1 protein-coding gene is annotated in these 2,327 nt (G+C 56.3%); it reads left to right on the forward strand.

Annotation, left to right across the window (positions count from 1 at the left end):
- Positions 1-2,327, forward strand: a 2,327-nt coding sequence (locus IP81_RS21055; RefSeq protein ID WP_197274684.1) for a hypothetical protein, incomplete at both ends; no start/stop codon positions are given.

The following is a 2,327-nucleotide window of genomic DNA, read 5'->3' on the forward strand; positions in this document are numbered from 1 at the left end:
CAGGCGCTTGCCGATCTCGATACCGATCCGAGCGACTTCAATTCGGCGCTGACGGGTGCTGCTGAGGCCGCTGATATCACGGCGATCGAGACTTCGAATGGCAGCGGCACGATTGATGGCTCTGCGATCACAGCGATCAACGGGACGGCGACTGCGGTTGTGCAGGCGCTTGCTGATCTCGATACCGATCCGAGCGACTTCAATTCGGCGCTGACTAACACTACGCTTTTTGCGGCCGAGTTGAATACGCTGGATGGGAATACGACTGGGACCATCAATGTATCTTCTGTGATTAGTCTAACTGGTTCAGCTATCGAGCTGGCGGCTACATACTCATCTAATGGGGTTTCAGGTCTTGGCGATGAGGCAGTAACTCTAACGGGAACAAGCGCTGCTGCGTCGGACATCAACGCGATTATTTTTGACAATACAGTCACAGTTAATGCATCGTCAGTAACAACTCTGGCGGGTTCCGCATCGGATATTGCGACTAGCTATGCCTCTGACAGAATTACGGACCTCGGTAACGAAGCTGTTACGCTAACTGACACAATCCTAGCTGCCACTGAACTCAACGCTTTGGACGGTGAGACCACCGGCGTGATTGATGCGTCGTCTGTAGCGAGGCTTGTTGGTTCTGCTGAAAATCTGGCCTCGAGCTTTGCTTCGGTTGAGATTGCAGGCCTAAGCGGTGTGGCGGTAACGTTGACCGACACAATGCTCGCCGCAACGGCGCTTAACGTCCTCGATACCAAAACAACTGGCGTGATCGATGCATCGTCTGTTGCTGCTCTGACGGGGTCTGGAGCGGACGTGGCGATCAGCTACGCCTCCAATCAGATTTCAGGTCTCGGTAGCGCAGCGGTAACGCTTTCTGACACGACGCTGGCTGCAACGGCGCTTAATGCGCTTGATACCAAGACGACCGGTACGATTGATGCGTCGTCTATAGCGGCATTGACGGGATCAGTGGCAGATCTGGCTACAAGCTATGCGTCTCTGGAGATCACCGGCCTCGGTGGCAGAGCGCTAACGATATCTGATACGACGGCGGCAGCATCTGATCTCAACGTGATTGATGCAGGCACTACAGGAACGCTAGATGCATCCTCTGTCTTGACCCTTACCGGGACAGCTGCAGATGTGGCAACAAGCTATGCTGCGGCCGGCATCATCGGCCTTGGCAGAGAGGCCGTGACGCTCTCTGGCACCACGGTCGCAGCAACCGACTTGAATGCGATCGATGAGGAAACGATCGGCGTTATTGATGCGTCTTCTGTCACGAGACTTACAGGTTCAGCGGCAGATGTAGCGAGAAGCTATGCCTCTGTCGGCATTACAGGTCTTGGTAACGAAGCGGTGACGCTGTCGGGAACAACCGCAGCTGCGTCGGATCTCAACGCCATCAATGCCGCGACAATAATCACGGTCAATGCCTCGACCGTGACGACCCTTACCGGGTCTGCGGCGGACGTTGCCGCGAGCTACGCTTCCAGTGGTGTCGTCGGCCTTGCCAACGAAGCAGTGACGCTGAATGACAGCACTTTGGCAGCAACCGCGCTGAACGGGCTGGATGGCGTGACGACAGGCACTATTGATGCGTCGTCTGTTGCAACGTTGACCGGTACTGCATCGGCTGTGGCGGTTAGCTTCGCATCTGCAGGTATCACAGGGCTGGGCGGGTCTTCCGTGACGCTGTCCGATACGACCTTGGCAGCGTCCACTTTGATTGCGCTGGATGCCAACACTACCGGCGTTATAGATGCTTCGGCCGTATTGACACTCACAGGATCTGAACAAGAATTGGCCCAGGCCTATGCTTCGTCAGGAATTACAGGTCTAGGTTCAGCCTCTAGCGGGTTCTCCGGTACGACTGCGGCCGCTTCTGCGCTTATCGCGCTGGATCTTTCGAGTGCTGGTGCCGTTGATGCCTCGACCGTGACCACGCTAACTGGCTCTGCGGCCGACGTCGCCGCGGTTTACGCCTCGCTTGGGATAACCGGTCTTGGCAATGAAGGTGTGACTTTGTCCGGTACTACGGCCACTGCAACACAATTGAACGCGATTGATTTCGGCACGACCGGAACGATCAACATGGGAGAAATCCTCACTGTGTCAGGTTCTGTCGCGGATCTGACGACCATGTACAGTGCCACTGCCTTCACCGGTCGAGGCGATGAGGCGCTCACGCTTACCGATACGTCGGTTGCGGCTTCAAGTCTGAATAGCCTGGACACCGCCACGACGGGCGCGATCAACGCAACGACTGTACTCACGTTGACGGGCACGGCTACGGAACTTGCGACGGCTTATGCATCGGGTGGGAT

The organism is Novosphingobium sp. AAP83 (assembly GCF_001295795.1).
In the GTDB taxonomy this organism is placed as follows: Bacteria; Pseudomonadota; Alphaproteobacteria; order Sphingomonadales; family Sphingomonadaceae; genus Novosphingobium.